The 25,975-nt window shown below is 51.5% G+C and carries 24 protein-coding genes; 11 read left to right on the forward strand and 13 right to left on the reverse strand.

The window, feature by feature from the left end; genetic code table 11:
- Nucleotides 1-2: 2 nt before the first annotated feature.
- The gene (locus ABWV33_RS18550; protein ID WP_353332915.1) at nucleotides 3-464 is read left to right on the forward strand and encodes a hypothetical protein; all 462 of its coding nucleotides are present in this window, start codon (nucleotides 3-5) and stop codon (nucleotides 462-464) included.
- Between the two features lie 8 nt (nucleotides 465-472).
- Here the strand turns inward: ABWV33_RS18550 and ABWV33_RS18555 are convergent, their stop codons facing one another.
- Nucleotides 473-1,417, reverse strand: a complete 945-nt coding sequence (locus tag ABWV33_RS18555; RefSeq protein WP_353332917.1) for a mechanosensitive ion channel family protein — start codon at nucleotides 1,415-1,417, stop codon at nucleotides 473-475.
- 462 nt (nucleotides 1,418-1,879) lie between these two features.
- On the opposite strand from ABWV33_RS18555, the gene cls reads away from it, so the two are divergent.
- The gene (gene cls / locus ABWV33_RS18560) at nucleotides 1,880-3,289 is read left to right on the forward strand and encodes a cardiolipin synthase (RefSeq protein WP_353332919.1); all 1,410 of its coding nucleotides are present in this window, start codon (nucleotides 1,880-1,882) and stop codon (nucleotides 3,287-3,289) included.
- A gap of 60 nt (nucleotides 3,290-3,349) precedes the next feature.
- Here cls and ABWV33_RS18565 read toward each other — a convergent pair whose 3' ends face one another.
- The 9 genes from ABWV33_RS18565 to ABWV33_RS18605 all read right to left on the reverse strand — a co-directional run bounded on the left by ABWV33_RS18565 (nucleotide 3,350) and on the right by ABWV33_RS18605 (nucleotide 12,138).
- The gene (locus tag ABWV33_RS18565) at nucleotides 3,350-4,639 is read right to left on the reverse strand and encodes an AI-2E family transporter (RefSeq protein WP_353332921.1); all 1,290 of its coding nucleotides are present in this window, start codon (nucleotides 4,637-4,639) and stop codon (nucleotides 3,350-3,352) included.
- Between the two features lie 282 nt (nucleotides 4,640-4,921).
- Complete coding sequence (locus ABWV33_RS18570) at nucleotides 4,922-5,161, reverse strand: hypothetical protein (RefSeq protein WP_353332923.1); 240 nt, start codon at nucleotides 5,159-5,161, stop codon at nucleotides 4,922-4,924.
- A 114-nt stretch (nucleotides 5,162-5,275) separates the two neighbouring features.
- Nucleotides 5,276-6,133 (reverse strand): hypothetical protein, encoded by an 858-nt coding sequence (locus tag ABWV33_RS18575; RefSeq protein ID WP_353332925.1) that lies wholly within the window; start codon nucleotides 6,131-6,133, stop codon nucleotides 5,276-5,278.
- 46 nt (nucleotides 6,134-6,179) lie between these two features.
- Nucleotides 6,180-6,965, reverse strand: a complete 786-nt coding sequence (locus ABWV33_RS18580; RefSeq protein ID WP_353332927.1) for a hypothetical protein — start codon at nucleotides 6,963-6,965, stop codon at nucleotides 6,180-6,182.
- On the reverse strand, nucleotides 6,962-8,680 hold the full coding sequence (locus tag ABWV33_RS18585; protein ID WP_353332929.1) for an alkaline phosphatase family protein: 1,719 nt from the start codon (nucleotides 8,678-8,680) through the stop codon (nucleotides 6,962-6,964). Before ABWV33_RS18585 ends, ABWV33_RS18580 begins: the two co-directional genes overlap by 4 nt.
- Before the next feature lie 70 nt (nucleotides 8,681-8,750).
- Entirely contained in the window at nucleotides 8,751-9,305 is a 555-nt protein-coding gene (locus ABWV33_RS18590; protein WP_353332931.1) for an HdeD family acid-resistance protein, read from the reverse strand.
- Nucleotides 9,306-9,408: 103 nt separating this feature from the next.
- Complete coding sequence (locus ABWV33_RS18595; RefSeq protein WP_353332933.1) at nucleotides 9,409-9,819, reverse strand: PRC-barrel domain-containing protein; 411 nt, start codon at nucleotides 9,817-9,819, stop codon at nucleotides 9,409-9,411.
- A gap of 84 nt (nucleotides 9,820-9,903) precedes the next feature.
- On the reverse strand, nucleotides 9,904-10,413 hold the full coding sequence (locus ABWV33_RS18600) for a DUF1269 domain-containing protein (RefSeq protein WP_353332935.1): 510 nt from the start codon (nucleotides 10,411-10,413) through the stop codon (nucleotides 9,904-9,906).
- 147 nt (nucleotides 10,414-10,560) lie between these two features.
- On the reverse strand, nucleotides 10,561-12,138 hold the full coding sequence (locus ABWV33_RS18605; protein WP_353332937.1) for an arylsulfatase: 1,578 nt from the start codon (nucleotides 12,136-12,138) through the stop codon (nucleotides 10,561-10,563).
- A gap of 272 nt (nucleotides 12,139-12,410) precedes the next feature.
- On the opposite strand from ABWV33_RS18605, the gene ABWV33_RS18610 reads away from it, so the two are divergent.
- A complete protein-coding gene (locus ABWV33_RS18610) occupies nucleotides 12,411-13,409 on the forward strand; it encodes an AraC family transcriptional regulator (RefSeq protein ID WP_353332938.1) in 999 nt (332 codons plus the stop codon).
- Between the two features lie 46 nt (nucleotides 13,410-13,455).
- Here the strand turns inward: ABWV33_RS18610 and ABWV33_RS18615 are convergent, their stop codons facing one another.
- Together ABWV33_RS18615 and ABWV33_RS18620 are read right to left on the reverse strand one after the other, a co-directional pair.
- Entirely contained in the window at nucleotides 13,456-14,301 is an 846-nt protein-coding gene (locus tag ABWV33_RS18615; RefSeq protein WP_353332940.1) for a YihY/virulence factor BrkB family protein, read from the reverse strand.
- Nucleotides 14,298-15,200, reverse strand: coding sequence for a YegS/Rv2252/BmrU family lipid kinase (locus tag ABWV33_RS18620; RefSeq protein ID WP_353332942.1), 903 nt, complete (start codon nucleotides 15,198-15,200; stop codon nucleotides 14,298-14,300). The genes ABWV33_RS18615 and ABWV33_RS18620 overlap by 4 nt, the downstream gene beginning before the upstream one ends.
- Before the next feature lie 1,593 nt (nucleotides 15,201-16,793).
- On the opposite strand from ABWV33_RS18620, the gene ABWV33_RS18625 reads away from it, so the two are divergent.
- From ABWV33_RS18625 to ABWV33_RS18645, 5 genes are all read left to right on the forward strand, one after another.
- Nucleotides 16,794-17,441: an NUDIX hydrolase gene (locus tag ABWV33_RS18625; protein ID WP_353332944.1), complete on the forward strand. Its 648-nt coding sequence runs from the start codon at nucleotides 16,794-16,796 to the stop codon at nucleotides 17,439-17,441.
- Nucleotides 17,442-18,338: 897 nt separating this feature from the next.
- Nucleotides 18,339-19,403, forward strand: a complete 1,065-nt coding sequence (locus ABWV33_RS18630; protein ID WP_113822537.1) for a Hint domain-containing protein — start codon at nucleotides 18,339-18,341, stop codon at nucleotides 19,401-19,403.
- Between the two features lie 186 nt (nucleotides 19,404-19,589).
- Nucleotides 19,590-20,210 carry a 30S ribosomal protein S4 gene (gene rpsD / locus ABWV33_RS18635; RefSeq protein ID WP_113822538.1) on the forward strand — a complete coding sequence of 207 codons (621 nt, stop codon included), beginning with the start codon at nucleotides 19,590-19,592 and terminating at the stop codon, nucleotides 20,208-20,210.
- 154 nt (nucleotides 20,211-20,364) lie between these two features.
- On the forward strand, nucleotides 20,365-21,312 hold the full coding sequence (locus ABWV33_RS18640; RefSeq protein WP_353332947.1) for a Hint domain-containing protein: 948 nt from the start codon (nucleotides 20,365-20,367) through the stop codon (nucleotides 21,310-21,312).
- The gene (locus ABWV33_RS18645; RefSeq protein ID WP_113822540.1) at nucleotides 21,309-21,824 is read left to right on the forward strand and encodes a toxin-activating lysine-acyltransferase; all 516 of its coding nucleotides are present in this window, start codon (nucleotides 21,309-21,311) and stop codon (nucleotides 21,822-21,824) included. Before ABWV33_RS18640 ends, ABWV33_RS18645 begins: the two co-directional genes overlap by 4 nt.
- On the opposite strand, the gene ABWV33_RS18650 is transcribed toward ABWV33_RS18645, so the two are convergent.
- The gene (locus ABWV33_RS18650; protein ID WP_113822541.1) at nucleotides 21,819-22,280 is read right to left on the reverse strand and encodes an Lrp/AsnC family transcriptional regulator; all 462 of its coding nucleotides are present in this window, start codon (nucleotides 22,278-22,280) and stop codon (nucleotides 21,819-21,821) included. The genes ABWV33_RS18645 and ABWV33_RS18650 overlap by 6 nt on opposite strands.
- A 100-nt stretch (nucleotides 22,281-22,380) precedes the next feature.
- Here ABWV33_RS18650 and ABWV33_RS18655 point away from each other — a divergent pair, with 100 nt between their 5' ends.
- The 3 genes from ABWV33_RS18655 to ABWV33_RS18665 all read left to right on the forward strand — a co-directional run bounded on the left by ABWV33_RS18655 (nucleotide 22,381) and on the right by ABWV33_RS18665 (nucleotide 25,880).
- Nucleotides 22,381-23,811, forward strand: a complete 1,431-nt coding sequence (locus ABWV33_RS18655; protein ID WP_353332949.1) for an aminotransferase class V-fold PLP-dependent enzyme — start codon at nucleotides 22,381-22,383, stop codon at nucleotides 23,809-23,811.
- Nucleotides 23,812-23,874: 63 nt separating this feature from the next.
- Nucleotides 23,875-24,960 carry a histidinol-phosphate transaminase gene (gene hisC / locus ABWV33_RS18660; RefSeq protein WP_353332951.1) on the forward strand — a complete coding sequence of 362 codons (1,086 nt, stop codon included), beginning with the start codon at nucleotides 23,875-23,877 and terminating at the stop codon, nucleotides 24,958-24,960.
- Entirely contained in the window at nucleotides 24,957-25,880 is a 924-nt protein-coding gene (locus ABWV33_RS18665; protein WP_164622122.1) for a prephenate/arogenate dehydrogenase family protein, read from the forward strand. The genes hisC and ABWV33_RS18665 overlap by 4 nt, the downstream gene beginning before the upstream one ends.
- Nucleotides 25,881-25,975: the final 95 nt, after the last annotated feature.

Consider the following 25,975-nt stretch of genomic DNA (forward strand, 5'->3'; position numbering starts at 1 on the left):
TCATGAACCGCATTTCAAGAAACCTCTCAATCGTACTTCGTGCAGAACGCTTGATCGCTCAACGGCACCTTGCTGTTCTTCGTCGTCAAACCGGGTTGATGGCGGCTGCCGGAATTGCAGCCGGTGTCGGCCTGATTATGCTCAATGTCTCGGCGTATCTCGCCTTGTCAGATACCCTATCACAACCAATGGCGGCTTTGATTGTGGCTCTTGTCAATATGGCGCTTGCGATCTTGTTGTTCTCTTTGGCGAACAAATCAAATGTTGAACAAGAAACCGCACCTGTCACAGAAGTACGCGACATGGCTCTTGAGGACATCGAAGCTGAACTACGTGCAGCGGCCGGAGAAGCCAAGGCAACAGCAGACGCAGTCAAGAAAATGGTAAGTGATCCGTTTGGTGCCATTGCTCCTGGAGTTGCGGGAACTGTCGCAAAAGCCGTGATCAAAAATCTCAAAAGCTGACTGTTAAATCAAATTTCAATCTCTGGCGTGTTATCGGCCACGTTCAGCGTCTGTGTGGGATAGGCGAGTACTGAACCGCAAGTGCTCGCCAGTTTCATGATTTTCAGTGTAAGGCGCTCATTCACCAACAGATAATCGGCGTAGTCCGGATTGTTGGTCCACGCATAGAACATCACCAAAACTGCACTGTCCGATAGCCCTTCGACATGTACATATTGCGGTGCGCCTTCTGACACGTCGAAGTCACCGCTTTCTTTCAAGTGCTTTCTTAGGTTGTCGCAAAACTCTGAAACTTGGGCTTCGCTTGTCGAAAGCACCAATGGAATACTCAGCTTGACCCTGCGATTGCGGCGCTGTGAATAGTTTAGGACCACAGCATTTGCGAGCTCTGAATTGGGAATATAGCGTGGAATTTGGTCAAAACCTCGAAGCAATGTCGACCTCAGATCAATCTGCTCAACAGTGCCTACAAAAACCCCCTCAATCTGAACCACATCCCCAACCGAAAAGCGTCTTTCGCTGATGTTGTTCATACCGGCAACAAGATTCCGGATAAGATCTTGCGTGGCAATCGCCACTCCTGCACCCAAAACACCAACGCCAGTTAAGGCTGAAGCAATATCGACTTCCCAAACGGTCAGCAGAGCCGTGATCCCAAACAAAACGACGCCAAAACGGGCCACTCGTTCCATCCAGCCGCTTTCCATTTTCAGATCCAAACGGCTATCGCCACTTAGAAGAGATACAAAGGGGCCACACAAATTATACCAGCTTGAAAACACAGCTAAGACTGCAACGGACGTCAAAAGGCGGCGTACAAAACCATCCGCAAATTCAGGAAGGTGCAAAACGTCTAAGGCGAAGAAAATTGACAACGTAACGATCAGGACAGACGTGGGTACAGTCAGTGCGGCTTTGGTTTCATCCGACAGACCCACCGAAAGGCGGCACATGAGATTGTCTAAGGCCACAATAGCGATTTTTGCTATTGGCTTTCGTGCCCAAATCACAATCGCAATAAGAATGATGGTAACAGCAACGCCCGTTTGATCCGTGGATGAAAGCCAAGTTTGAAATCTAGAAACAAGGTCAGAAACTGCATCTTTAATGGACATAAGGGGCCACCGTTCCAAATTTTGGGACCTGTTGATTTCAGGCGGGCTGGGTCAAGATAAGGGGTACTCTATCATGTTCCAAATTTGTCCGCTATCTTTCTGAAATTCAAAACTAATATTTCAACCTTTACCTCATTGGCTGCACATTTTCATCGCAATATTTCCCAACCATCTATCCCCGTATCCCCATCTCATTTCTTGGAATTTCATTGCTCCCTTGCGTATTCGGCGGCCACAGGTTTGAATAATACGGTGAGAGCACCCAAGGTTCCTCACACCCCCTGAAGAGATATATCAAATATGTTCGCGTCAATCACCATAGCAGCCTTAGTCGTTCTCGAAATTATTGCTTTTTGGTTTGCTTGGCGTGCAGTGTCGTCATCGAGAACGTCTCAAGGCGCTGTCGGTTGGGTGGTGTTCCTAATCACCGCCCCCTATCTCGGGGTTCCACTGTACCTTTTTCTAGGGCACCACAAATTCAAAGATTATCTAGTTGCGCGTCGCGACAGCGAGGAAATCATCGAAGGCGTACAAAACTACAAACTTGCCAACGCACCTGTTTCGGTGCCAGATTTCCCCGTAAAGCCCTTTGAGGCAATTTCAGAACTTCCGGCTGTTCGCGGAAACGATATGCGGATTCTGATCGATGGTGCACAAACGTTTGAAGCTATCTTCACGGCTCTGGACGCCGCGACTGATTATATTTTGCTACAATTTTACATCATCCATGATGACGAGATTGGGCGCGAACTAAAGGCGCATCTGATCGCTGCGGCAAACCGCGGTGTCACAGTAAGAGTGATGTTTGATGCAGTTGGCTGCATCGGTTTGCCCAATACCTATCACGACGACCTGCGTGCTTCGGGCGTTTTGGCCATTGATCCAAGAGACACACGGGGCCCAAAAAACCGGTTCCAAGTCAACTTTCGAAACCACCGAAAAACTGTTGTTATCGATGGCACCGTTGCTTTCACTGGTGGGCTGAATGTTGGCGACGAGTACATGGGTAAAAGCAAAAAGTTCGGAGCTTGGAGAGACACGCACGTTAAGCTAAGGGGCCCGATTGTTTCTCAGTTACAACTTATTTTTGCGGAAGATTGGCACTGGGCCACGGGTGAGTTGATGGTTGACCCTCTGAACTGGGAGGTCCCTCACGAGGGAGAGGACATGACCGGTATGATTGTCCCGACCGGACCAGGTGATGAAATGGAAACCGGCGCTCTGTTCTTCTTCTCTGCGATCAGTGCGGCTAAAGAAAGAGTTTGGATCGCCTCGCCCTATTTTGTACCTGACACAGATGTTTTGACCGCCCTGAAACATGCGGCGCTCAGAGGCGTTGATGTTCGTATTTTGGTTCCCGAAGTTATAGATCACAAAATACCTTGGCTCGCGGCTTTTGCCTATTTCGACGAAATTCGACAAGCTGGCGTTGAGGTCTGGCGCTACACCGAGGGCTTCATGCATCAAAAAGTGGTTCTCGTGGATGAGAGTTTAGCGGCTATTGGCACCACAAATATGGACAACCGCTCTTTCCGTCTGAACTTTGAGGCAATGGCAGTGATGTTTGATTCCAAAGCCGCAAAGCAAACTGCCGCCTTTTTGGAGAAGGATTTCGAGAGGGCGTTCAAGCTGGACAAAAACCTTTCAGAGCAGCCTAAACACATCCGAATAGGTGCGCCGGTTGCTCGGTTGTTCTCTCCTGTATTGTGAAATCAGCCTGCCTGCTAGAACATTGAACTTGTGTTTGTAAATATTTGAAGGGCTTTCGTTCTAAGTGTTGTCTAGGCCTAGTTCTCGTCTCAATGCCTCAACTTCAATTTCCAAATCAGCCTTCGACGCAGTATATTTTAATCCCTTCGCACGGGCAGTTTTTTCGCTGAGGCTTTGCGGTTCACCGGGGGAAACCTCTTTAGCAACATGTGAAGAAGCCGAGACATCATCGGCGCTCTCAGCGGGCTGTCTCAACGAACTAGGTATTTCTTTCCAGATTGTAACAAACACACCAGCGATGACCGGGCCGAAAACCAAACCTGATGCCCCAAATACAGCCAGCCCGCCCAAAGTGCTGACGAAGATCATCAGATCTGACATCTGGGCATCCCGTCCCACAAGCGACGGCCGTAAGACATTGTCGATAGTGCCAACGACCAACCCGGCCCAAAGTGCCAACCCAATTGCGGCTGGAATCTCACCTTGCAAAGCGAGATATGCAGCGCCCCCAAAAACCACGACTGTGGCACCGAGACCTGGAATAGCTGCTGCAATCGCCATCACAACGGCCCAAAAGGCAGGGCCTTCGATCCCTGCCATCCAAAACCCGAAACCTCCGAGAGCACCTTGTATCACACCGATCAACAAGGTTCCCTTTATCGTTGCTCTGCTGACTGACACAATTCTGTCGTGTACTTTGTTCTGAAGCCCAACACTCAGCCCTGAGTTCTCCAAAATTGGACGGAAAGCGGAGTCCTTGAGGGGTAAGAAAAAGAACAACGCATACAAGAAGGTGAAGAGGCTCAGGAAAAACTTCGCAGTGCCGTTGGTTAAGTGAGACAACTCAGAGGTTAGGAACGCGGCAGCCGAACCCAACAATTCTTCCGCTTTTTGAAAAATTTGGGGACCAGCGTGAGCTAATTCTTGCGCAAATGGCACCCAGCTTGGGAACTCAAAAGTCCCTCCCTTCAAGGCGACAACATCTTCAGATAAAGCTGCTATGACATGATCTGCATCAACCACCAACCCGGATGCCTGATCCGCCGCAAGATAACCGACGCCAATCAGTGGACCTACGACGAGCAGTATTCCAACGAGCACGGTAATGGTACTCGCCAAGCCTTCCCGCTCACCGGTTCGGCGGAGCACGCTCTTGTAAAACGGTTGAACAAGCGCAGAAACAATTGCGGCTAAGGCCAGTGCACCTAGAAAAGGGCGAATGAGTTCTAAAAAGACAATGCTGATCACGAGTGTCAAAGCTAAGAGCGAGGCCAATGCAATTATTTGCCGCGGAACGACCAAAACGGGTTCCTTAACTTCGGTTGCGGGGGCGTTTGCATCAACTGCCATTCGTCTTGGCCCTTTGCATTGTGAATCCATTTGAATTTGGAGAGCGGCAACTACCAATCGGTAGTGCTCAACTGCAATGATAGCACTTCCCAGCGGCGAATAGGGCATGTCTATCAACAATTTCAATGAATCGCACTGGTGAAAAAGGGGTGGTTCATGCATCGAACCACCCTCTACCAACTAAAGTATCTTCGTTGAGCAGCCTATACTAAAGCCATCCTTTAGGGAGGTCTGAAAGCCTTTCAACCATCAAGCCGGAGCCGGATTTCCCTGAACGTCTCCTTACCTGACGGCTTTGTTCGCATTGTCATATGCAGCCTTCATCTTAAGCCCCAGTTCACGGGCAGCTTCACCAACCTCGTCCGCAGTTTGATCAAACTGGGATTTTGAAAGGAATTTGTCCCATTCAGATACAAGAGAATCCCATTCTTCTTCGGCGTCCATCGACCCAAGGTGTAACTGGAGTTTGATTTCATCTCGTTTTTGTTGAAGTTCAGCCATCATGCTCTTCAAATCAGCCATTTCTTTTCCTTTCTCTACGGTATGACTACCGCAACACAATTTGAGGGATAGTCTGCGTCACCCATTTTCGAGAAACATCGATTGGGTTTCTTCAGCGCGTTTGCGAATTTTGACTTAGGTTAACGCTTCTTTTGCCAAAGCAATTGATGCATCTAGCTTGGATTTACGTTCTTTGTAGTCCGATTGAATTTCAGCTTTACGCCTTTCAAACTTTTGACGGGTGCTTTCGTTGGCCGCCGAGATTTGCTCGTCAATCGCCAGCAGTCTCGCTTCCGTTTGGCTGTCTAGTTCATCCATCCGACGTGAAATGTTTTCCTTGGCTTCGGCGACCTTAGCCTTTGCCTCATCAATCTTGTCATGAATTACCTGTTTGGTTTCTTCGCTCGATTGCCTCCACTCATCCTTGAGTTCTACGATCTCGCGGTCCAGCTCTGTCATGTCAGCAGCGTATTGATCATCGATTGCATCGGTGCGGGCTTTGCGGAACACCACCCCACCAGCCTCGCCCATTTTAACATCAAGAGGCGATGTCCACACTTCGTCAACCGACGCGACCAAGCAAGACTTACCCGGAAGAAGTTCAACGCTGACCTCATCAAGCATCGCGGAGTCAATTCCTGCGACCCAAAGGTCCCGGTAAACGCCAAACAGACCGCCAGTCATCGATCCAACGGCCATTCCCGAGGCAGCAGCTGTCGCAGCGGCAGCAGAACCGGCAAGTGCAGCGCCGGATGCAACGGCCAGCGGGCCGGCCAAAACGCCTACCATGCCACCAAGTACTAAACCCAGGGCTGTGCCTAGCGGCCCTTCGTCTTCGAGCTTCTTAACCTCAACTTTCCCATCGAGATCTTTTCCGATAACGGCAGCCGCATACACGGCAAGCTCTCCATCGGAATGTAGCCCCCGCAAGGTTGTTTCACCCATGAAAGCAGTGTCATCATTTTCAAAAACGACAGCGATAAATTTTTCCATATTTTGGTTCCTGACTATTGTTTTGGATTGCCAAGTGTTCAAGTGATCATTGGAACTGCATGTTGAGGGCCATGTAGATTTGCCACTTAGGCTGGCCGGCGCCTTTGCTGAAAACCGAGTACTGCGGCTCAACGAAAAAATTGTAGACAGTGTTGCCGCGCTTGGTGACTTTCCCAAGTCGAATGCCAAGCGGCACCGAATAGCTGTCATTGGCAAAATTGTAGGTCCAGATCGGAGCACCGCCTGTGTAGTAGCCATTGCCTAGTTGGTAGAACACAAAGGGCTGAAAAGCGCCAAGGTTGGCTCGGGTTCGGCCGTTCGTATCTCCGACGCCACCACGCCAAGTCAGAAGGTAGCCGTACTGAAACACAGGTGATGTCGCGTTAAAGTAAACATTCGCGATGCCAAGCTGCCATTGATCGGCTCCCAATCGGTCGTCCGTCGCTGTAGGGGCGACCACTTGGGGGCCAAACGCAAAGCTAACTCCGGGGTTGCCTGTATCAATCTGGTACGCAGCGAATATGTCGAAGTCCCCGATGCCGCTCACTGTCTGTCCACCTGCACCTACGGGGAGCGAATTGTACGGCAACGACGCCCGGATCAGCCAGTTTGTGTCCCCGATTGAAACCGGTTTTGCGTAACGCAAGACAAACTGATTACCCGTGGAGTCACCGGGGCCGGTAAATTCTCCGAAATAGTAATTTTGGATATTGAACGCGGTGATATCCGCGAGCGGGTTGTTGGCTTGTGCCGCATCTGACTGAGCGAACGCCGACGAACCGGTTACGCACAAAACGGCTATTTGAGCTAAGCGCTTGAGTGAAGGTTTCATGGCGCTTCCTTTGTCATTGGCATTGCTTCAGGCAGGGGCGCGCCCACTGCTCCAGAAGGTGGCTTTGTGCCCAAAATAGCCGCTATCGTGGGTGCGACATCTACGGTCTCGACCCGTCGTGCGACCGTCTTCGGAGCTATGTCTGATCCGGAAATGATTAGGGGGACATGGGTATCATACGTCCAAGGAGAGCCATGTGCAGACGCAACGTGCAACCCGTCAAAATCAGCCACAAACCAATGCGGTTCAAACACCACATAGATGTCTCCGGAACGATCTGGATTGAAGTTTGACAAGACGGCATCGCTAATTTTGGTTCTGGCAAATGATCCATTTCGCAAATCTGAGCTACCAATGGCATAAGCAATGCCTGGTAGCTTTTGAAGTTCCTCAGCGACCGCTCGTTCAACGACCACAGGATCCAATCCGCGTTCGGAAATAAGGTCTTGGTTCAAATAAAGGTAAGGGTTGGAAAAGTTCTGAACCAGATCGTTTGATTCATCAAAATCCATTTGCAGGCGGACAAACCCCGGTTCCTTATCGACACGATTAAAATCGAACAAACCAGCTTCAATCCCCAAGGTGGCTAGATACCCTGGGTGTTCGGGTGCGCCGTGATCTGCCGATAGAACGATCAATGTATTTTCCAGACCAACAACCCTGTCAACATGTTTCAAAAGGTCAGCAATTTGTCTGTCGAGATGTGCAAAATTGTCTTCTGCTTCCAGGCTCGAAGGCCCGAAAATATGTCCCACATAGTCGGTGGATGACAAGCTGACGGACAGGTAATCCGTCACATCATCTTTGCCCAGCTGCTCGGCGTCCAACAGGGTTTTCGCAAAATCGACTGTGATTTCATCCCCTGCCGGGCTGAGGGTAAGCAACGTGGTAAAGTACTTCCCATCACTTGCCCCCCAGTTATGTGGGAAAACCCGTCCAAACCCTGGCAAATCGGTTTCCCATCGCTGATCATCGCGGTCGCCAAAGGCATAGTCCTCGATGTTTCCCAAAAGGGACCACGCACGGTTGGCATAAGATGCAACCATGCCCTTATCCTCCCAACCCTCAATCCAGCGTGGGTAGGCATCGCGATAAAACGTGCTTGTGACAAACCGGCCTTCTGACTTTGAGAACCAGTATGCGTCACCAGCGTGACCGGCCATTGCAATCGCCCCGCGATCCTTGACCGACACACCAAACACTTTGGAAGCCGGACCAAAATGCAAAGCAATTTCATCTGAGATTGTTGAACTGATGATATTGCGTGGTGACCGCCCGTCAGTTGTGGCCGCCCGTTGGGTTGGATCAATCTCATTTTCGGCATCAATCCCAGCAGCCCCAATCAGGGGATAGTCTGGATCTTGCACGTTATAGAACGGCATACCCGTTTTGCGATCAAACCAAAGATTTGCAACCATTCCATGGATTGCAGGATCCGTGCCAGTCGCGAGCGTTGTGTGACCCACGATTGTTTCAGTGTTGGCATGGCGGTGATGGGCGCTGACAAAATTGACGCCATTTTCCAACAAATAGCGAAATCCGCCTTCGCCAATGTGAACTCCGTATCTCTCAATCAGATCCCCACGCAACTGATCAACAGTGATTTGAAGTACGAGCTTAGGCTTTTCTTGCGCATTTGATAAAGTTGGAGCCACTAGGCACAAACTGGCAACAGCACCACTGCTCAGAAAGGATAAAACTCTGGGTTTTTTCATCTACATCTTCCTTATGGCAGCCGCTGAGTTGGAGTTAGGTCAATATTGACCACAGCTACCTGCCGTTATTTCAGACAGCGACTGACACATTGTTTTTCAATCCGTAGGCAAACCTGATGTAGCCAGCGCCCTCCGCAATCAACGATGCTCCAGCAATAACCCCCAACAAGATCACACTTACTTTGGGGTACATCGCCATCAGATAGACTGATGCCAGCACGGAAATACAGCCAACAAATATGACCCATCCAGCCCCTTGATCTGGTTGCGCCATCACTCCCACTGCGATTCGGATCAAGCCGTTCACAAAAATTGCGACAATCATAACCAGAGTAAGCGCCACGAGCCCTTCAAGCGGACGAAACATCAACATCAGCCCCGCAAACAGATTGAAGGCCCCTAGAATCGAATAGATGAGCCTTGCATTCCAGCCGTCTTTGGTCGTGAAAACGTGCACAAGCATCACAGCACCACCGACTGCAAAAACCAGACCCACAATAAACTCGATGGCAAGAGATACCAGAAACGGAGCAAAAATGGCGGACACGCCCCCGATGATCAACAATATCCCGAGTCCAAAAAACCATCCCCAGTTTTTTTGAATTTTGCTCGTAGTATTTCCCATTTACTATCCTCTCTTTTGGAAATTTGGTTTGTTGTTCGTCAAGAAACTTCGCTCGCCAAACTCGACCCGGATCAGCAAATACCTTCGCCGGGTCGATTTTCGTTCAGTTCCGTGCGTAGTGGAATCGAGGCAAGCTTTTCAGATTATCCTTAGTCGCATTGGGCAAAACCAAGTCGCCATCAGCGTTGATCTCAAAAGCGCCAGCTGGCAAAGCAATCAATTTTTCACCGATGTTGAGAAAACCGGCGACATTGACGATCACAAAGGTCGTATCACCATCTGGCAATACGAGCGCATCATGAACATAGCCCACAAAATCACCGCCCGCATTGTACACATCACCGCGCAGAAGCTTGACGACACTCCATCCGGAAGCGACCAAAGCAATATCCAAGTTGTTGTACTCTACCACTACTCCACCGGCCACGTGAGGTGCGGACTCTGCGGATGCGGGCATTACAGTTCCGAATGCAGATGCACACAAAATAGCTGCGGTTGTCCGGATTTTTCTCATGTAACCTATTCCGTTTTCGATATTAGGAATACTCCTTTTCCGGCGAGCAATCGTTCTGTTCACCGGAAAAGAAATCAACTCAAATTAGCTTGCGGATAGGGCTGCACGAAGCTCTTTTTCATCGCCGACAGACAAAGACGTCTCGATGACTTCGCCTTTCATGCCTTCCAATTCACTCAACAACTTTGTGGGGCGATTAGACCATCCAATCACAGCCAATGCGGAAGAGTCAGGTCCCATTTTTGAACCAACACGGGCAGCCAATGCATCTTCTTCGTCTGCCTGATCCAGCATACCAGCCAACGTCCCGGAACTGGCACCAACCGCCGATCCAGCGACGAAACCGGCGGCGGGGTTACCAGCCATAGCACCGATCAGCGTTCCCGTCAGCGCTCCAAGGGAAGTACCTCCAAGGAAACCCGCCGCGGTAAGAGTATCGGAGTTGCGAGTCCGCACCACACCATTTTTGTCACGGGTCATGATCGCGACCTCGTCGAGATCAACTTCCCAATCCATGCTCATTTTCTGCAAGCGAAGAAGCGCTTCGTCTGCCGTATGACGGCCTTCAAAAACAATTACTACCAAGTCGGTCATTGTCTATCTCCCTGTCTGCAACTCGCATGATGGCATCACAGCGGCACACGATAATGCCCGATGCTAACGATTGTTGCTGTTTTGGCTTGAGGCCATGTGCGGCATCATCCCGACACCGCACATGTATTCTGTTCTACAAACTTGGGATCACTTGCTCCCGTTGTTTGCCTCCATCAATTCCATAACTTGATCGATAGAGAAACTGGCCGGTTTCTGACGTGGTGGAAATTCTTGGAAAGTCGCCAAGAACTGACCCACATATTTCTGCGCCGGCACCAGGAAATAAATCCGGTCAATCATCCAGTCGTAGTAGGTATTGGATGTCAGATGTGCTTGCTCATATGGATCCCGTCGCAGGTTGGTGATCAAAGGAACCCGAAGTGGTGTCCAAGGCTCGATCCATGCCCGCAACGTCGAGACCGCTTTTTGCTCGAGGAAAATCAGCTTCCAGTCGTCATAGCGCAGAGCTGTCAGCTCTCCGGTATCCGCAAAATAGAATATCTCGTGACGTGGCCCTTCTTTTGTTTCGCCTGTCAGAATGGGCAGGAAGTTGTAACCATCCAAGTGAACCTTGTACTCACGACCTAGAGCTTGAACCCCGCCCGCTTTCAGATCTTCCTTGATGGTATCATTGCCCGCAGCTGCCAAGAATGTTGGCAACCAATCCATGTGGTGCATGATTTCGTTTGAAACCGAGTCAGGTTCGATTTTACCAGGCCAGCGCACGAGCGACGGCACACGCCATCCACCTTCCCAATTGGTATTCTTTTCACTGTAGAACGGGTTGGAACCGGCATCGGGCCAGGTATTCTTGTGGGGCCCATTATCAGTTGAGTAGTGCACGATAGTGTTGTCAGCGATACCCAGTTCATCAAGCAAATCCAAGAGTTGGCCGACATGCATGTCGTGTTCGACCATGCCATCGCCATACTCGTCTTGACCTGAAATTCCGGTAAGAGAGTCTTTTATGTGAGTGCGAAAGTGCATCCGCGTGCCATTCCACCAAACGTAAAAAGGTTTGCCTTGTTCATTGGCGCGCTTGATAAAGTCGATAGCGGCCGCAACGGTTTCATCGTCGACAGTCTCCATCCGTTTTTTCGTAAGCGGGCCAGTGTCTTCAATTGCTCCGTCGGCTGATGATTTGATGACACCACGCGGGCCAAAGGCTTCGCGGAAGGTTTGTCCGTCCGCCAGAACAGCATCGCCAGGATAGTCGCGGTTTTCTGGTTCTTCTTCGGCATTCAGATGATAAAGGTTGCCAAAGAACTCATCAAAACCATGGTTCGTAGGCAGCATCCGGTCCTGATCGCCCAAGTGGTTCTTACCGAATTGACCGGTCATATACCCCATAGGCTTCAGAAGGCCCGCAATCGTCGGATCTTCTTCTTGCATGCCAAGATCCGCCCCAGGAAGGCCAACCTTGGACAAGCCTGTTCGATAGACAGATTGGCCCATAATATAGGACGAGCGACCTGCGGTACAGGACTGCTCACCATAGTAGTCAGTGAACATCATGCCTTCGTCAGCCACTCGGTCAATGTTGGGCGTTTCATAGCCCATCAGACCACGTGTGTAGGCAGAGATATTCGATTGGCCGATATCGTCCCCCCAAATCACAAGGATGTTTGGTTTGTCTTGCGCCGAAACTGGCGCGCCAACCAAGAGGGCGGCGGCGGATATGGCACCCAACACCGCCGTCTTTGTTATGCCAAATTTGTGTTTCATGTTGTCTCCCGCAATTCTCAAAATCACCACATCGATCCCTCGGCTGGCGGCAACGCGGTCAGAAACAACTCGCCGCGGCGCGTTGCGAGATTACTGGGAATTTCAGAAGCCTTGTCGGCAAACACGAATCAAAGGAACATTTCTGTTGTGTCTTTCCCCAAGAAAATGTGTGCTAGACGTGTGAACGCTGAAAATTCTTCGAAGAGGCCGCCCATGACACGGACAAGCGACCACATTGGCGCACATCAGATTCCGCAGAGTGATTGCGACGCATGAGTGTTTCGGTTGAAGAGTTTACGATCCGAGCGGGCGCATTCCACGGGCCCGCTCTTTTGCTTTCCAGTGGCTCTCGACAATTTCAAACAACGATTCAAGATCTCGGTCTTCCAGCGGATCCCGAAGAGATTGTCGATGTTTCGGCCTACTTAAAGGGTATGACAAGTTTGACACGACTTGCGGACAATAGTGATTTCTTTGTCTGGGCTGGGTATTCTCAAAAGGTAGAAGACTTGGGCTTTTTCGGCCGTGCCATCATTTCTGCTGAAACTTTGTGGGATGCTTTGCAAATCGCACGGTCTGCGCTGTTGTACTATCAAAGCGACTCAGAATTGGTGATAAGAGTTTACAACGGGCGTTGCCACATTTGGTACTTCAATCCTTTTAACGCCAGACAAGCTGTTCATGATGTTCAGTACACGATGAGTTTGTTAGCCAATGTGATCTGTCTTTCTAGATTTCAGAGCGATCCTGACATCCTGATAGCTTACCCAAATGGATCGCCGTCTCATTTTCCATACACTGCGCCTATAAGTCAGGTTCGAAACTCCGCACAGGGCTATATTTCTTTCGACGATAGATTGCTTCAATCGCGGATGTCCGGAACAGATAGGTTACAAGTTGAAGTCTTGTCGCGCTATTTGGCTGACAAATCTCTAATGGTTGAGAAAAAACCAAATTTGAAGGAACTCGTCGGCGGGCTCGTTCGTGCTTCTTTCGGGGTTGCACCGTGGAGTTTGGTAAACACGTCTCAAGCGTTGGACATACACGAGAGGACGCTTCAACTTCGCCTGAAATCTGAAGGGACTTCTTTTCGAGAAATCGTCAGGGTCGAACGGCACCGCACGTCCAAGCGCCTTCTAATCGCTGGAAAAAGCATCGATGAAACCGCTGAAATACTTGGTTTTGATCATCGGCAGAGCTTTTCAGAGGCATTTTCAAATTGGGAGGGTATTTCCCCATCAGCTTTCACAAGAGAGCATCTGCCAACTTGAAGTGCTTCGTTGATCCCGTTCATAATTCTATAGCTTTCCCATAGTTTTACTCTTCCATTTTATCTGCATCACCGATTGCTATGAGACGTCCATTAAGCTCGGCCCCGATTACAAAAATTGTGGCCATTAAATACATGAAGACAAGTGCCGCCATTACCCCGGATAATCCGGCATATGTAATGCTGTAGGAAGAAAAGCTTGTAACATAGAGAGCAAATATTTTCCCTGCGACAATCCAAAGAACCACTGTGAGGAGCACACCCGGAAACACCTGTTTTATTGTGTGATGCGTGCCTGGCAACCAAAGGTGGCAGGCAACTACAGAAAAGATAAGCAACACAAAAGAGATCCCAAGGCGCAGGGTTTCGTAACCGCGCCATGTTGCATCTTGGGTTTCCCCATTTGCTTCCACAAAGTCAAAAAACAATGGAACGGCAAAGGTCAGAAGAGCAGCAACCGTCAAAATTGCAGAGCCGCAAAGGACGAAGACAACACAAAGTGCACGTGATTTCCAAAGGGGTCGTGGATCGTTTTCACGATAGGCGTCCGTCAGTGCCTGACGGATAGCGTCCACACCGTTTGAGGCAAAGAAGACGGCCAGAAGGCCACCAACGGTCATGGCTTTGACACCGCTGTCCCGCAAAACTGCCTGCACTTCTCGTACGATTGGTTCTGCAATGCTATCTGGCCATGTTCCATAGATGAACTCGACAATGTCCAAGCTTGAAAACTCGGCCGAAACAGCTTGGGTCAAAGACAATGCAAAGACCGTAAATGGAAACAAGGCCAACATCATGGACATGGCAATATGGCTACTTTTACTCCACCCATATTTCCCGTCGTATCGTACCAGTGCAGCCCAGAAGGCTCGTAGAATTAGCCCTACATTCATCTGCTTTCATTTTGTTCAGGTGTGACAAACATTAGACGCCTAGGCAAAACCTCTATTTCGAATTTCGTATCAATCATCGGCTCGCCGTCGAGATTAAGATGGAACGGTTCCTTTGTTTCCAGAACAACTGATTTCACTTGCGACCTGTTCACGATTGCCGATGCGGGATCTTTGCTGTCCAACAACGCTGCCAAACCTGAAGAAACGGCTTGCAAGCTTTCTGTAGAAAGCACACCGAGGTCCAACAACCCGTCTGAAACAGACGCGTCGGGGGCCACATCAAATCCGCCTCCGGCATAACGACTATTTGCAATCACCAACGCAGTGACAGACGCCGAAACGGGTGGCTCTCCATCAATGCTGATCGACGCCTGTGCCGGCTGCATTTCGGAGATTCGTGCCAAGCCTGCGAGAGTGTATGCCAAGCCCCCCAACCTACGTTTAACGTCTTGCGGAGTTGTGGCCGTTATCATGGCACCGAATCCACCGCTGGCGACATTTACAAAATACGTGCCATTGATCCTTCCCACATCGACGGGGCTGGCTCCTCCTGTGACTGCTCGTCGGATGGATTGCTCTAATTCGTTCCCTAAATCCCCATAGCCTCGTGCAAAGTCATTGGCCGTTCCGAGCGGCACCAGTCCCAACGAGACTTCGACGTCAGATGTGCAATTAAGCAAAGCATTTGCCACTTTGTTAAGAGTTCCATCTCCACCTGCGGCGATGACGCGCTTTGTCCCGTTCTTAAGAGAGCGACGCAAAATTTTGCTGAGTTGCTTGCGCGACCATGGCACCCAAACTTCGAGATCCAAGTCCTTTTGAATCGCCTTCAGTATTTCACGTACTTCCGGGCGGACGGCGGATTTTCCATTCAGTAGAAGTAGCGTTTTTTTGCTCATCGATAACCCGCAGTTTTCTTATTTTGAAAAGTCGCCAAGGTTCACTCGTTGTGGTCAGAGTGTCAAATGGAAACTGGGTAGGTGAAAACACCAAAGTCATCACCAACAAAAAACTATGGCTTAGATTTAGGCCTCATAAAGTAGAATGTGTCTGACGTCAGCGCTTGTGGGTCTAAATAGCGTTATCTGATAAGAGAATGTTCTTGGCTCATCGTAACCACTGAGGAGTGGAAGATGAGACAGACAAATTTAACGCGCAAAAGCCCTGCCGAGAAGATCGTCTGGGTGATGCTAACGACAGCATATTTGATAACGGTTCGAATTGGTTGGATGAATTCGAGCTCAAGCAAAATCTATTTTGTCAGAGGCTTGATCTCGCGGCAAATGGCAATCGGCCAGAAGGGGTTCGCCGACGAGTTCTTAGCGAAATCAAAACAGGTTTGGTTTCTTTACGTATCTATACAAATTCGAAAATCGACGTAGAGATTGAAACGTTATCTTCGTCGAATTGATCGATTGGCAAGCAAATGTTCACGACTTGATCTCATCTCTCCATGAGCGTGGATGGCCCGCTGAGGCGACTTTTAGGTAGGCATAGGGTTCGACGTTGTTGGGCTCGCATATTTATATCTGCGAGGTGAGACGTCGCGTTCAAGCACTTCCTTGAGCTCGCGGCGTACCTGCGCCAAACAATAGGCTAAACCTTTATGGCAAGGTCCGGGCCGAGGCGGGCGGCTGTCTCGATGCGGTACTAGGTGTAATCACCGCCGAAGGGCCTGACGCCAGCAATCACATCCGCCTTGACGCGAATTTCTGGTCGTTGGGCCCGTTGTGGATCTCTGTCAGCCAACGTTACGCCTTATCGGTTTCGGGCTGCCTGACGCTGGGCCGATCCATGACTCTATCGAGTCGAGACCAATCGATGGTTCGCATCAACTCTTGCAGGGCCTCTGGGTCCACTATCCTGTCTTGCCCGCTATTTTTTACAACATGGCGTATCAGCCAAAGGCTAGGCAGGTGAGAACAAACGATACGGTTATGCTGATTAGGGTTTCAGTGCTCACAGCTTACAATACCACATAGTTTCTTTGTCGTCTGATCAGATGATCGATAACACGGTCTATCTTGATCTAGTGAGAATTGAAGCGATCATCGACCGACCTCAATCGGAACTGTTAGCCGTAATCGACGTCGTATCTCCGTGCATTTTGCTTGCCTCTCGGCCCTCGCCAAGCGCATCTCTGCAATCTTGCGGACCAGATGCCAGACACTCTGTAGGTGCGCGCATAACGTTGCACATCCATCATTGAATCTAAAGGAAAAAAACCACGATTCTCGCCCATAATCTTGCGCGGCGATTGCGCATAAGTTTGCACGATTTGCCCATCAGTTTGCATTACCTCCTGAATTCGTCTCCTTATAGGGGGAGAGGCGTCGGAGAGATCAACCTTCAGGTATCGGTTCTCTAGCATTAAGTGCATCTGCTGTCGAAAGATGCAAGAATGAGTCGCGGCGGGTTTTTTGGTCGTCGCTCATGCCTTGTGTGCCCTCCATTGCGATGAGTAGATGCCATTGGGCCTATAGACCTGAAGATTGGATCGTCTCTTGCAGTCCTATGTGTTCGGCCCTGATCTGTTGTCTCGGTTCCAGGCCAACCTTGGAAGCTTTAAGGCCTTGACCGTAGAACAACCTGGATTGCGAGATGCCGCTGTTGCAATCGTAGTAACCGAGCACAAGGAAACGGGCGAGGCCTGCGTGTTGATGACACTGAGACCTCCGAAACTTAACCGCCACGGCGGCCAGTACGCTTTGCCGGGCGGTCGCCTGGACGAGGGTGAGCTCGAAGTCAATGCCGCCCTCAGAGAACTGCACGAAGAACTGGGCCTCGATTTGGGTGCAGATGACGTCCTTGGTCAGCTTGACCAGTTTCCGACCAGATCCGGGTTTCGGGTTTCGCCGATTGTGGTGTGGGCCCCTGGAGAGGTGCAGCTTTGCCCTGACCCTTCAGAGGTTGCGCAGGTGTTCCACTTGCCTTTGCGCGAGCTGGACAGCCCTGACATTCCCAGACTTGAGGACAGCGACAACAGCGATCATCCGATTTTGTCTGGCTTCTTCCCGACTTTGGGGCACTACATGTATGCGCCCACGGCTGCCATTCTCTATCAGTTTCGCGAGATCGTGCTGCGAGGCAAGACAACCCGGGTCTCGCATTATGATCAACCCACCTTTGCCTGGAAGTAGCCACGCAGCGAATGGACTTCTGACTTTCTGACCGAAGAAGGTGGTGGATTACCCGTTTATACACCCGCTGGTTTGAAAGACCTTTTTGAAGGCTGGAACATTGTGGATTTCATGATGGTCGAGGTAGCCATTCGTCAAGCGAGTAATCCAGCAGAATGGCAAAAGTCATAGGATGCAGATTTGGGAAAACGCATCCTTGAGGCCTGGGAATACTCAGGGTTTTCGGGCCTGAGAAGGGCCGCCACTGTGCTGCGTCGATTGCTTCTCATTACAGAACAGTCGGAATTCAAGCTGAGTAGGGAAGCGCTTCAGCTGCCCTTGGAGCTGCCTGAAGGAAGAGGATCGCCGAGTACCTGATTGGCTTGGATGACAAGCCATTGGTCGCTGCTGAGGAGGTCAAATCTTGCTTTCCGGACGCAAGTCAGGTGATCGATGGGCTTTTGGCTGAGATGCGCCGAGGTTTATACAGAAGATGGGTGTCAAGCTTGGTCTAGCCCAGCTCATATTCAGGACTTGTAGCAAAGCGTTGATACAGTTGTGCTTGGGATTGCTGCCAGACGCAATTGTATCGCAGTGGCCGTTGGCGTCATGTGGCGGGGAAAGCAACTCTGGACCTTTCCCAAGCTAGTTTTCCTTGTTTGGGCCGTATCAGGCATACCTTCCGGTGTTTGTTGGCTGCTGGGCTTCAAGTGATTGTATTTGAATCGAAAACAGACTGAACAAAATCGGGGGGCGAGTAAATTCCGCCTTTTCGTTGGTTCGGGGAACTGTCGACATGAGACGAAGTGAGGCGTTAAGAACACGGCCTAAAAGCTTGGAAACAATTGGCTTCCTTTCAGCAAACTGTTTTGTTAACTTGGCGGTAATAAAAAATAAAGATGGCAGGCATACGGGCAGATGAAGACGGGCTTTCGTGGCACGTTCGTCATTTCCTGGGCGCAAACAGATCTAGATGGCCTTGAGGCCGCCCCTTTGGAGTCACTCACTGCGGGGGCAGTATGGTCATGGCACGGGGAACCCGTGTGTGTAGAGGGCCCGGCAGGGCTGTTGCGTTTGGATCAGGCGGACGGTGAAGATACGTTACGGAAAAAGGCGGCGCGCAAAGTGCGCCGGCTGGTTGGTGCGGCAGTTCAAAATCGGACAGATGTGGATGCGATTGAGGTCGATGATCCCCTGATGGACCAGAGTTTTGTCGTAACCAATGGGGCGCAAAGCTATACAGTGACAGTGATAGAGGTGGCTAACGGCGGCACGCGCTTGCTAATGTTCCTCGATCATATGCCACCTCGGGATACGGATCTCTGGGTGGTTCATCACTCATTGACAGGTGCGGATCGTGGGCATGATGCCCTTGGTGAAGGTGGAGTGATCTGCTTTACGCCGGGAACGCGCATATCCACACCGACGGGACCGCGATTGGTCGAGGACTTGCGCGAAGGCGATAAGGTACAGACGCGGGATAGCGGCCCTCAGCAAATACAATGGATTGGGAATCGCCGAATGACGGGCGCACGCTTGTTTGTCATGCCCAAGTTGCGACCGATCCGTATTCGGGCGGGGGCGCTTGGCATTGACCGCCCTGATGCTGAGCTGTTGGTTTCTCCGGCGCATAGAATGCTGTTGCGTGGGGCTGCCGCGCAGGCCCTTTTCAATACGCCCGAAGTTTTGGTGGCGGCTCGTGACCTGATCAATGGCACAACGGTTGGGGTGGATCTGTCTGTTCGTCAGGTTACCTACATTCACCTGCTTTTGCCCAGTCATCAGATTCTATGGGCAAATGGTGTTGAGACCGAAAGCTATCATCCCGCGAATGCCTCTATGGATGCTTTGACGGATGCGGACCGTACCCGGCTTTTGGCGCATCTGCCGGGCTTGGATCGCGACCCACATGGGTACGGTGGATTTGCGCGTCGGAACCTTTCTCATACCGAAGCAGCGTTGCTGCGACATGAGGCGGCTTAGGACTTTGAGAATTCGGTCAATCCCGTGTTGACTCTGAGGGCCGCGCAGATATAAGCGCGGCTCTATTGGTGTTGGTGGCCCTCGCAAGGGGATTCCTGTCAAGTCTGAACAGACTAGAGGACAACGCCCTTCATAGTAGCCCATACCGGTTTCGGGGTGGGCTTCGTTTTTAGAAGGAGAACAGCCGTGACTAAACGTACGTCTGCCAAGCATAAAATTGACCGCCGCATGGGCGAAAACATCTGGGGCCGCGCAAAATCCCCAGTTAACCGTCGTGAATATGGCCCCGGCCAGCATGGTCAGCGCCGCAAGGGCAAACTGTCCGACTTTGGTATTCAGCTGCGCGCCAAGCAGAAGCTGAAGGGTTACTACGGCGATCTGACCGAAAAGCAGTTCCGTCGCATCTACGCCGAAGCCGAGCGTGTTGGTGGCGACACTGGTGAAAACTTGATCGGTCTGCTGGAGCGCCGCCTGGACGCAGTTGTGTACCGTGCCAAGTTCGTTGCAACCGTTTTTGCCGCACGTCAGTTCGTAAACCACGGCCACGTGAAAGTGAACGGCAAGCGCGTCAACATTCCTTCTTACCGTGTAAAAGAAGGTGACGTTATCGAGGTTCGCGACAAATCCAAGCAAATGGTTGCTCTGCTCGAAGCCGTTCAGCTGGCTGAGCGTGACGTGCCTGACTACATCGACGCAGATCACTCCAAAATGACCGCGACATTCGTGCGCGCGCCGGGTCTGGGCGATGTTCCTTACCCAGTCGTCATGGAGCCAAACCTGGTCGTGGAATTCTACGCGAAGAACTAATCTTCGCCATTCATCAAAGATTTCAAAAGGTCGTGCGTTTTGCGCGGCCTTTTTTTGTTGTGAACGAGACGCGTAGGCTTTCTTGCCTTGTTGAGACCACATTGTTACTCTGACCTTGAACTTCTTTTCCTGGGGGGAATGGAAGGGCTGAAGAATGGGCTATAATATTGGTGAGGTGACCGGGTACGGCGGCGGACCGTCTGACTGGTCTTTAACAGTGGATCTGACGGATCCGTCAGCGACAACCGTATCGGGCGATTTTGACGTTGTCAGCTTGTTGACCGGGGGAAGCACCGGCGAAGCCGATGATTATTCCATAATAGGCACAAGCGCGAACTTTGACAGTTACACAGACAACTTCGTACTGAATGCTGACGGCACTTTTTCTTTTGACATCGATCGCTCAGCAGTTTTTGCAAGCGACGCTAATCAGACGGTCTCGTTCACTATCCTGGGGACGTCAGGTGGGCAATCTGATGATGATCAAGTCTCGGTCACATTGCTGATTTGTGTCGCTCGGGGAACGGCAATTAGAACCGCAAACGGGAGACGGCCGGTCGAAACGCTCCAGCCCGGCGATTGGATTCCGACGCTTGACAATGGATCGCAGCCAATCCGCTGGATTGGGTCACGGTTGCTAGAGGCAGAGGAATTGCGCAGAAACCCTCAATGGCACCCGATCCGTATCAAGGCAGGGGCATTGGGAAGAGGGCGCCCGCGACGGGATTTACGTGTGTCGCCACAGCATCGTGTTCTGTTGTCGGATTGGCGCGCTCAGCTGTTCTTTGGAGAGGACGAGATCCTAGTCCCAGCAAAGGGGTTGGTCGATGGGCAAAAGATCCGATGGGAGCAAGAGGACAGTGAAATCGAGTATTTCCACATTCTGTTTGATACGCATCAGGTGATCTTTACAGAAGGAAGCTTGACCGAGAGTTTCCATCCTACTGGTTTCAGTTTGCGGGGCGTTGCTCCAGATGCCCGGGCAGAGTTGCTGGCGTTGTTCCCTGAATTGGACGAGGATGACGGAACATATGGACCGGCAGCGAAATATGTCGCCAAGGTGCAAGAAGGAATGTTCATGACGCAGACTGCGGCGGTATGAGCCAAACAGCGTCGCCCAAAGGCACAGGGCCAGAGTTCCCATCACAGGAAAAACTGCGCGTATATGGCGACGTGATGTTTCTGGCGCTGCGCAGCGCCCATCATGCAGCGATGAATATAGCGAACCTGCGCGCGGCGATTGAGCCTGCGATTGAATTGGGGCAGTTTCGCATTTTCCGCTTTGATGACGTGCCCCGTGGAATGTTCACTTGGGCGTATTTGGGGCCAGAGGCAGAGGCTCGGCTCGTTGCTGGGAAAACCCTGAGTTACGAAGATTGGACATCAGGTGACAGGTTGTGGATCATTGATCTGATCGCCCCGTACAAAGGGATGGCCGCCGGGATGACGCGTTGGGTCATGGTGCCGGGAAATTTTGCCGACAGAGAGTTCTGGTTTCGAAGGGTCGAAGGCGGCAATAAGACACGCCGCATTTTGCACATCGATTTTGAGCGTCCAGATGGTAAGGCGCGGTTTTTGAAACCAGAAGACTTTGAGCCCGGCCCTGATTTATAAGGGGAGCGGACGATTTTCCGCAATAGCTTCCATTGCAAAATAGGATGTGACGCTGTCCAACTCGACCTTGTCGATCAGTCGCTGATAGACCTGATCATAGCTGGTCATATCTTGCGTCACGACTTTGAGTTGGTAGTCATAATCGCCGCCTATTCTGTGAAAATCCACCACCTCGGGGATGGTTAAGACGTGCCTGCGAAAGGCTTGCAACCACTCCGCCGAATGATGGCGGGTCCGTAGCATCACAAAAACAACCAGATTAAGGCCAAGCCGTTCGCGGGCAATGCGGGCGCTTGAACCTTGAAGGATGTCTGCCTCAGAAAGGGCTTTCAATCGTCGCCAGCAGGCGTTTTGGGACAGGCCGACACGATCAGCGAGTTCTCTTTGGGACAATGTGGCGTTCTTTTGCAGTTCACGCAGCAACAGGATGTCAATTTGATCTATCTTATGGGTCATATCCAATCATCTGACACAAAAAGTTGGGAAAATATACAAAAATCGGGTAAGTTTTTTGCCCTGTTTGGGGTCATCTTTGTTGGGTAACAGGAGCTTGAACATGACCCTTACCCATTTTCGCGAAGGCTTATCAGCCACCACTCAATCTAAGTCCTTGCGGGATGGAATGATTGGAGAGGGAATCAGCATTCCCGGATTGTTTGGGGACGTTCCGCTTGTCTACGCGGACTACGTTGCTTCGGGGCGCGCAATGACACAGGTAGAAACCTTTGTCGCGACCCACGTGTTGCCATTCTATGCCAATAGCCACACAGAAGCCTCCTTTTGCGGCTCATACATGACTCGGTTACGGCGTGAGGCGCGAGCCGAGATAGCCCGGCTTATCGGTGCCACTGAAGACGATGCGGTGATCTTCACCGGCTCGGGTGCCACGGCTGGGCTCAATCGGTTGGTTAGTTTGTTGGGGGTGGAACAAGCTGACCGACCGGTTGTAATCATTGGTCCGTACGAACATCATTCCAACATTCTGCCTTGGCGTGAAAGCAAAGCCGAAGTTATCGAGATTCCAGAAGCGCCAGAAGGCGGTCCGGATCTGTTCGCGCTGAAAGCGGCATTGGTGACCCATAAAGATGCTGATTTGATAATCGGCAGTTTTTCTGCCGCTTCAAATGTCACGGGCATCATTACTGACCCTGATCCGGTAACCCGAATTCTCAAGGCGCATGGGGCACTTGCCGTTTGGGATTACGCAGGGGGTGGTCCGTATCTGCAGATGGATATGGGCGCGGGCTCAGACGTACGCAAAGATGCAATTGTTGTGTCGCCACATAAATTCCCTGGGGGGCCGGGCGCCTCTGGCGTATTGGTTGTGAACAGAACGGCAGTTCATCAGACCTGCCCCAGTTGGCCAGGTGGAGGCACCGTGTCCTTTGTTTCACCGTGGGGCCACGACTATTCCGAGGATCTGGCGACACGCGAAGAAGCCGGGACGCCGAATGTCATCGGAGACATTCGCGCCGCATTGGCCTTTATCGTCAAAGATGTGGTCGGGGTTGAGGAAATCACCCGCCGCGAAGCTGAGTTCAATCAGATGGCCCAAGAAGGGTGGGGCAACAATCCGCATCTGACACTGCTTGGAACGGAGAACCCCCATCGGCTGCCGATCTTTTCCTTCTTGGTAAAAGACAAGGCCGGGAACCCCGTTCATCAGCAGCTATTTACACGGATGCTGAGCGATATCTATGGAATCCAAGCCCGTGGTGGTTGTGCCTGTGCCGGGCCTTATGCGCATCGTTTGCTGGGGATTGATGAAGAGGCGTCACTGGCCCTGCATGCGGATCTTGCTGCGGGCAAAGAGCTTTTGAAGCCCGGTTGGGTGCGACTGAACTTTAGCTACATGATGGATCCGGCGTCGGCGCAGTTCATCATCGACAGTGTGAACGAGCTGAGTCAGCGGACCGAGGAATTCGCGCAATATTACGATGCGGACCCTGCAACCGCACGGTTTCGTGGGCAATCTGTAGCGGCGTGACGCCATTGCCGCTTTTCTCGGAGAAAGCAGAGCGTTATTAGGGTTCCATCAAGGAGCCCTAATATGACGAAAATCACCCCTCAGCCCGGCATTATGGACATCGCACTGTATCAGAGCGGCACGGCGCATGTAGAGGGCGTGAGCAATGTCATCAAGCTTAGCTCAAATGAAAACCCCTATGGACCAAGTCCAAAGGCCATCGCGGCCGTCCAAGACAGTGCGGCGATGTTGCATCGCTATCCATCCAGCGATCATGCCGGTTTGCGGACAGCGATTGGGGAACAACACGGCTTGAACCCCGAGCAGGTGATTTGCGGGGCAGGGAGCGATGAAATCATTGCTTTTCTGTGTCAGGCTTACGCTGGTCCGGGGGATGAAGTTCTCTATACCGAGCACGGGTTTTCGATGTATCGCATTAGCGCCTTGGCCGCTGGTGCAACTCCGGTCGAGGTGCACGAACGTGAGCGAGTCACAGATGTGGACGCTTTGTTGGCCGGATGTACGGATCGAACCAAATTGGTATTCATTGCCAATCCAAACAACCCAACAGGCACCATGATCGGAGCCGCCGAAGTTGCCCGTCTTGCGGATGGGTTGCCGCCGCACGCTATTCTTGTTCTCGATGGGGCCTATGCCGAATATGTCAGTGGATTCGACGCAGGTGTCGAGATCATCAATGCGCGCAGCAATGTGGTGATGACCCGCACGTTTTCCAAGCTTTATGGCCTGGGGGGTATTCGCGTGGGGTGGGGGTATGGACCACAGGATATCATCGACGTTCTCAATCGTTTGCGCGGCCCATTCAATGTTTCAGCGTCCGCTTTGGTCGCAGCCGAGGCGGCAATCCGGGATACCGCCTATGTTGAATTCTGTCTGGAAGAGAACACAAAGTGGCGCGGTTGGTTAGCCGAGGCACTTGCTGCGTTGGGCGTGCCATCAGATACCTCGTGTGCGAACTTTATCCTGGCCCGTTTCTCTGACCAGGCCGAGGCCGAAGGCTGCGACGCCTATTTGCAATCTCAGGGGCTGATCGTGCGTAAGGTGGCTGGGTATAACTTGCCAAACGCACTTCGTATAACTGTTGGTGACGAAAATGCCTGTCGGCGCATCGTGGACGCTGTTGCTGCATTCAAAGGGGGCGCTAAATGAGCCAACCGATTTATGACCGTGTCGCCCTGATTGGTTTGGGACTTATTGCTTCTTCGATGTTCTGGGCGATCAAACGCTCTGGTCTGGCCAAAGAAGTGACCGGCTACGCCCGCTCACAAGCGACCCGTGATACGGCTCGTCAGATCGGGTTGTGTGATCGTATTTGCGACAGCGCCGCCGAAGCTGCAGAAGGCGCAGACCTCGTCGTCTTGTGTGTCCCTGTCGGTGTAATGGGCGCAGTGGCCCAAGAAATTGCCCCGGTGCTAAAGCCGGGCGCAACGATCAGCGACGTTGGGTCGGTCAAACGGCATGTCATTGATGCTGTTACACCTTTTGTTCCTGAAGGTGTGCATTTCATTCCGGCGCACCCGCTGGCTGGTACCGAACATTCAGGACCAGAATCCGGTTTTGCCGAACTGTACGACAACCGCTGGTGCCTACTGGTGCCTGTCGAAGGTTCTGATCGCGCTGCGGTAGAAAAATTGCGCGCCCTTTGGGAAGGCATCGGCGCGAATGTTGAAGAAATGGATGCAGATCACCATGATTTGGTTTTGGCGGTCACATCCCACGCGCCGCACCTGATCGCCTATACAATGGTGGGCGTCGCGGATGATCTGCGTCGTGTCACGGATAGCGAAGTGATCAAATACTCGGCTGCTGGCTTCCGGGATTTCACTCGGATCGCTGCCTCTGACCCGACCATGTGGCGGGATGTGTTCTTGAGCAACAAGGATGCAACGCTGGAAATTCTTGGGCGGTTCACGGAAGAACTGTTTGCGTTGCAACGGGCCATTCGAACTGGGGACGGAGATCATCTTTTCGACTACTTCACGCGCACCCGTGCCATTCGCCGTGGTATTATCGAAGCGGGTCAAGATACGGACGCGCCAGATTTTGGGCGTGGAAAGGCCAAATCGTGATCCGGTGGGGCCTCGTTTGCACTGTGTTGTTGTTAACAACAACGCTGGTCGCGTCAGCGAGTGCCCCTGAACGATCGTTGCGCCCGGTTGGGCGT

The sequence above is a fragment of the Phaeobacter sp. NW0010-22 genome, assembly GCF_040365955.1.
In the GTDB taxonomy this organism is placed as follows: Bacteria; Pseudomonadota; Alphaproteobacteria; order Rhodobacterales; family Rhodobacteraceae; genus OMPR01.

What these genes read in the sequence shown, in the direction of transcription:
- ABWV33_RS18550 (WP_353332915.1), top strand. Translation starts at nt 3, where the DNA reads ATGAACCGCATTTCAAGAAACCTCTCAATCGTACTTCGTGCAGAACGC.
- ABWV33_RS18555 (WP_353332917.1), bottom strand. Translation starts at nt 1,417, where the DNA reads ATGTGCCGCCTTTCGGTGGGTCTGTCGGATGAAACCAAAGCCGCACTG.
- cls (WP_353332919.1), top strand. Translation starts at nt 1,880, where the DNA reads ATGTTCGCGTCAATCACCATAGCAGCCTTAGTCGTTCTCGAAATTATT.
- ABWV33_RS18565 (WP_353332921.1), bottom strand. Translation starts at nt 4,639, where the DNA reads ATGGCAGTTGATGCAAACGCCCCCGCAACCGAAGTTAAGGAACCCGTT.
- ABWV33_RS18570 (WP_353332923.1), bottom strand. Translation starts at nt 5,161, where the DNA reads ATGGCTGATTTGAAGAGCATGATGGCTGAACTTCAACAAAAACGAGAT.
- ABWV33_RS18575 (WP_353332925.1), bottom strand. Translation starts at nt 6,133, where the DNA reads ATGGAAAAATTTATCGCTGTCGTTTTTGAAAATGATGACACTGCTTTC.
- ABWV33_RS18580 (WP_353332927.1), bottom strand. Translation starts at nt 6,965, where the DNA reads ATGAAACCTTCACTCAAGCGCTTAGCTCAAATAGCCGTTTTGTGCGTA.
- ABWV33_RS18585 (WP_353332929.1), bottom strand. Translation starts at nt 8,680, where the DNA reads ATGAAAAAACCCAGAGTTTTATCCTTTCTGAGCAGTGGTGCTGTTGCC.
- ABWV33_RS18590 (WP_353332931.1), bottom strand. Translation starts at nt 9,305, where the DNA reads ATGGGAAATACTACGAGCAAAATTCAAAAAAACTGGGGATGGTTTTTT.
- ABWV33_RS18595 (WP_353332933.1), bottom strand. Translation starts at nt 9,819, where the DNA reads ATGAGAAAAATCCGGACAACCGCAGCTATTTTGTGTGCATCTGCATTC.
- ABWV33_RS18600 (WP_353332935.1), bottom strand. Translation starts at nt 10,413, where the DNA reads ATGACCGACTTGGTAGTAATTGTTTTTGAAGGCCGTCATACGGCAGAC.
- ABWV33_RS18605 (WP_353332937.1), bottom strand. Translation starts at nt 12,138, where the DNA reads ATGAAACACAAATTTGGCATAACAAAGACGGCGGTGTTGGGTGCCATA.
- ABWV33_RS18610 (WP_353332938.1), top strand. Translation starts at nt 12,411, where the DNA reads ATGAGTGTTTCGGTTGAAGAGTTTACGATCCGAGCGGGCGCATTCCAC.
- ABWV33_RS18615 (WP_353332940.1), bottom strand. Translation starts at nt 14,301, where the DNA reads ATGAATGTAGGGCTAATTCTACGAGCCTTCTGGGCTGCACTGGTACGA.
- ABWV33_RS18620 (WP_353332942.1), bottom strand. Translation starts at nt 15,200, where the DNA reads ATGAGCAAAAAAACGCTACTTCTACTGAATGGAAAATCCGCCGTCCGC.
- ABWV33_RS18630 (WP_113822537.1), top strand. Translation starts at nt 18,339, where the DNA reads ATGAAGACGGGCTTTCGTGGCACGTTCGTCATTTCCTGGGCGCAAACA.
- ABWV33_RS18640 (WP_353332947.1), top strand. Translation starts at nt 20,365, where the DNA reads ATGGGCTATAATATTGGTGAGGTGACCGGGTACGGCGGCGGACCGTCT.
- ABWV33_RS18645 (WP_113822540.1), top strand. Translation starts at nt 21,309, where the DNA reads ATGAGCCAAACAGCGTCGCCCAAAGGCACAGGGCCAGAGTTCCCATCA.
- ABWV33_RS18650 (WP_113822541.1), bottom strand. Translation starts at nt 22,280, where the DNA reads ATGACCCATAAGATAGATCAAATTGACATCCTGTTGCTGCGTGAACTG.
- ABWV33_RS18655 (WP_353332949.1), top strand. Translation starts at nt 22,381, where the DNA reads ATGACCCTTACCCATTTTCGCGAAGGCTTATCAGCCACCACTCAATCT.
- hisC (WP_353332951.1), top strand. Translation starts at nt 23,875, where the DNA reads ATGACGAAAATCACCCCTCAGCCCGGCATTATGGACATCGCACTGTAT.
- ABWV33_RS18665 (WP_164622122.1), top strand. Translation starts at nt 24,957, where the DNA reads ATGAGCCAACCGATTTATGACCGTGTCGCCCTGATTGGTTTGGGACTT.